The 4,166-nt window shown below is 61.2% G+C and carries 4 protein-coding genes; 3 read left to right on the top strand and 1 reads right to left on the bottom strand.

The window, feature by feature from the left end:
- The coding region (locus EOA75_RS29795) for a glycosyltransferase family protein (protein ID WP_127325825.1) at positions 1-1,122 on the top strand (1,122 nt) is incomplete at its 5' end.
- 77 nt (positions 1,123-1,199) lie between these two features.
- On the opposite strand, the gene EOA75_RS29790 is transcribed toward EOA75_RS29795, so the two are convergent.
- Entirely contained in the window at positions 1,200-1,871 is a 672-nt protein-coding gene (locus EOA75_RS29790) for a class I SAM-dependent methyltransferase (RefSeq protein ID WP_127325826.1), read from the bottom strand.
- Positions 1,872-1,954: 83 nt separating this feature from the next.
- Here EOA75_RS29790 and EOA75_RS29785 point away from each other — a divergent pair, with 83 nt between their 5' ends.
- Both EOA75_RS29785 and EOA75_RS29780 read left to right on the top strand, forming a co-directional pair.
- Complete coding sequence (locus tag EOA75_RS29785; RefSeq protein ID WP_127325824.1) at positions 1,955-2,308, top strand: hypothetical protein; 354 nt, start codon at positions 1,955-1,957, stop codon at positions 2,306-2,308.
- 15 nt (positions 2,309-2,323) lie between these two features.
- A partial coding sequence (locus EOA75_RS29780) for an ABC transporter ATP-binding protein (protein ID WP_164747656.1) occupies positions 2,324-4,166 on the top strand: 1,843 nt, incomplete at its 3' end.

The following is a 4,166-nucleotide window of genomic DNA, read 5'->3' as shown; positions in this document are numbered from 1 at the left end:
CTCCTGGGTATCGGCCATCTTGCGCGCGCCAGCCGCATTGCGGCGGCTCTGGTCGATGACGGGTTTGACGTAACCGTAGTGACGGGCGGCGCGCCGATCGCGGGGTTTCCAGGATCGGGCGTCAAATCTGTATCTCTGCCTCCCGTCACCTCCGGCGATGAAGGATTTTCCGGACTTGTCGACCTGCAGGGCAAACCCATCGACGATGCTTTCAAGAAATGGCGTTCGGAGATGCTGTTGCAGGCCTATCGGGATTGCGGGCCCGATATCGTCATTGTCGAGGCGTTTCCATTTGGACGCCGGCAGATGCGTTTCGAACTCCTGCCGCTGATCGAGGCCATCGAGGCGACATCACCCAGACCGCTGCTGGCGACGTCCGTCCGTGATATCCTTCAGGAGCGCGTCAAGCCGGGCCGAAACGAGGAAACGGTCGATCTCATCAACACGCATTTCGACCTTGTCATGGTCCACGGCGATCCGGCTTTCGCAACCATCGACAAGACCTTTCCACTGGCTGGGGCGATCAGGGCCAAGGTTGCCTACACTGGGCTCGTTGCCGCGCCGCCACCGCCCGCGGTCTCCGAGCGCTTCGACGTTCTGGTGTCGGTTGGCGGCGGGGCTGCCGGAAAGAGCCTCGTCAGTGCCACTGTTGCAGCGGCGCGGAATGCCAACAGCGCTTGGAAATGGTGTTTGATCACCGGTCCCAACCTGCCGAAAGGCGATTTCGACGCGATCGCACGCGATGCCACGCCGGGCCTGTCCGTCTTCCGGTTCCGCGAGGATTTCGCCAGCCTGCTGACCGGCGCCCGCCTCTCGGTCTCGCAGGCGGGTTACAACACGGTCTGCGACGTGCTTCGCGCGGGTTGTCGCTCCCTACTCGTTCCATTTGCAGCGGGCGCGGAAACCGAACAGACGGTTCGCGCCCTGATGCTCGAAGAACTCGGTCTCGCAACGGTGCTGACGGAAAAGGACCTAACGCCTGAAGGTTTGGCGCGAGCGATCGAACAGGCGCTTGCTGGACCGAGGCCGTCCGCGCATCGTCTCGATCTGGAAGGCGCGCGTCGCTCGGCCCAAATCCTGCGCGAGCGACATCGAACATGGTCCCTGAAAACGGAACTCTAGCTAACGCGCGTCGCCCCGGTGAGATTCGCGCGACGTCGTTATTCGACAGCCGTCACGCTTCTTTAGAGCGAAATGCGTTAAACAGTTCCAATCAGCATGAAACGCGTATAATTTTTGGTCGGCAGTTCGCCCGCGAACCGCACCTTCCGTAGCGGCGCCATTGCTTCGAAGGCTGCCAGTGAAGCCGCGCAGTTGATGTGGGTCGGCTCGCTGAAATAATCGTTCGATTGCAGCAATACATTCGTGCCCCGCGGAAGCAGGGCAAGCCAGGCGCGCAGATCGACTATGTGTTCGCAGCTCGTATTGACCACTAGGTCGGGCTGCGCGGCCGCATAGTCAACGGCGTACATATCTGCCGTCAGGGCCCGGAACCGGTCAACGGCATCCCGGTTGAGGGTGCGGGCGACCGGCGCGACTTCGGGATCGATGTCGACGCTATCAATCGTCCCGATGTCGAAGCGAGCGTCGTTGAAAAGCATTGCCGGCAGTACGCCGTACCATCCACCCAGAACACATATGCGCCCGAACCGGCCGCCGCAGCTGTCGAACAGCCTGTCGAGCGCCCACATTTTGCAGGCGACCTGCTTGTGGTTGAAGGCGTTGGCGATATCGGCCTGCGGATGCTTGGCGATGACGCGCGCCAGCCCTGCCACGAGAGGGTGGTTGACATAGGCGGCAATTCCCCGCGTGAGGTCCAAGGCCTGTTCGTGCCCGTCCATGCCCGCATTGCGTGGTTGCGTGACATCCATCATACTCGTCTTGTAGGTTGGGATTTCGGGCGACACAACGCAATCTTGCCCCGGCAAGGCTGGTTGGTTCGCGGACGTTGATCATGCTGCACGCCGCTTCGCCATTGCCCCGTGCCGGAGAGGGGCTGTCGCATCAGTCCGGACCAACGGCGTTCATGCGCCAGCATCAGCAGCGCAGCTGTGGCGGCCGTTCGCCAAAACGCCACGGCAGCCGTCAATCGTTTGGCCAGCTGCTTTCTTCGCTGATCAACAATGCCCGTGTTGCGGTCATCGACCATGCGCCTGAACTGGATCGCGCCGCCTCGCAGCGTCCTTTCATCGTTGAGCGCAGGACAATCACGGTGCACTGTGGCTCGAAGCATGTCGTTGGCGACGAAGAAATTGCCGATGCGCCATTAGCCAGCAGGTGCTTCTATGTCCTGCAGCCTTCCAATTGAACGGTCCATGGTCGGATGGAACCCAGTTTAGCCCGCTATATCTGGACGCACACCAAGAAGCAGCAGGTCTGGATATTGATGATCGTCGTGCTTTCGATGATCCCGTATTTCATATCCTTCGATCTGCCGAAGCTGATCGTCAACGGCCCCATCCAAGGTAAGGGTTTCGGAGAACCCGGTGCGACCCAGCCGTTCATGAGGCTGCACTATGACCTGCCATTCATTGGTGAGGTGCAGTTCTTCTCCGGCTTTCAGCTCGACCGCACGGAGACGCTGTTTGCGCTGAGTATTGTTTTCCTTTTGCTAGTCATCATCAACGGCCTGTTCAAACTCTACATCAACACATACAAAGGCCGACTTGGCGAGCGCATGCTGCGGCGTATCCGTTTCGATCTGATCGATCGCGTGCTGCGGTTTCCGCCGATTTACTTCAAACGCGTGAAATCCGCCGAAGTGGCGACCATGGTGAAGGACGAGGTGGAGCCGCTGGGGGGCTTCATCGGCGATGCCTTCCTGCAGCCGGTGCTGCTCGGCGGTCAGGCGCTGACGGCCATGCTGTTCATCATGGTGCAAAACTTCTGGCTCGGAACGATTGCGGTCGTGATCGTGGTGATCCAGATCGTCCTCATCCCGCGCATGCGGCGGCGGCTGATCGTGCTCGGGCGCGAACGGCAGTTGACGGCGCGCGCGCTCTCGGGCCGGGTCGGCGAAATCGTCGACGGCATCGGCGCGGTTCACGTCCACGACACATCAAACTACGAGCGCGCCGACATAGCTGCCCGGCTCGGCCTCATTTTCAAGATCCGCTTCGATCTTTACCAATGGAAATTCATGGTGAAGTTCCTCAACAATTTCCTGGCGCAGCTCACGCCCTTTCTGTTCTACATGATCGGTGGCTACCTGGTCATCCGGGGGCGGCTGGACGTCGGCCAGCTGGTGGCCGTGATCAGCGCCTACAAGGACCTGCCCGGACCGATGAAGGAACTGATCGACTGGGATCAGGCTCGCCAGGACGTCCAGGTCAAATACCAGCAGGTCGTTGAGCAATTCACCGTCGAGGGTCTCATTGCGCCAAGAATTGGGGCGTTGACGATCGATGCTCCCGGTCCGATGACCAACCCGCTGTCGGCGATCAATCTGTCCATAGCGGACGATGGCGGTGGAATGCTCCTCGACCGGATCTCGCTCCAGGTCAAGCCGGGTGAGACGGTGGCGCTGGTCAGCACCGCAACAGGTGGAGCGGAGGCGCTTGCGGAAGCCTTCGCGCGGCTGAACTGGCCGGACAGCGGAAAGATCGCTTCGGGCGCCGACGACCTGCTTGAACTTCCCGAAGCGGTGACCGGCCGGCGCATGTCCTACGCCTCGTCGGATGTTTTCCTGTTCCATGCAAGCCTCCGCGATAACCTGCTCTACGGGTTGAAGCATGCGCCGCTGACATCAGTGCCTTATGAGGGTGCTGCGGCAGACCAGCAGCGCTGGAACATTCACGAGGCGCGGCGGTCGGGCAATTCGGACCTCGATATCCGGAGCGACTGGATCGACTATGCTTCCGCCGGCGCCACCGGCCCGCACGACCTTTTTGAGGCGGTGCGCCGGGTGCTCGACGCGGTTCTTCTGTCGCGCGACATTCTGGATCTTGGCTTGCGCTCCTCGGCTGACCTGACGCGTCACACGGAACTCGCCAGGCGCATCGTCGAACTGCGTGCGGCGCTTCGAACCCGGCTGGAACAGGAAGGGCTGAGCGGACTGGTGGTTCCTTTCGAACCAGGCGCCTACAACAAGGAAGCATCGATCGGCCAAAACCTGCTCTTCGGCGCCGCCGCCGGCCCCGAACTGGCCGACAATGCGCTAGCGGCCA

The organism is Mesorhizobium sp. M1A.F.Ca.IN.022.07.1.1, assembly GCF_003997575.1.
In the GTDB taxonomy this organism is placed as follows: domain Bacteria; phylum Pseudomonadota; class Alphaproteobacteria; order Rhizobiales; family Rhizobiaceae; genus Mesorhizobium.
Note: the sequence above shows the minus strand (reverse complement) of the source record. Positions and strands in the feature narration are given on the sequence as shown.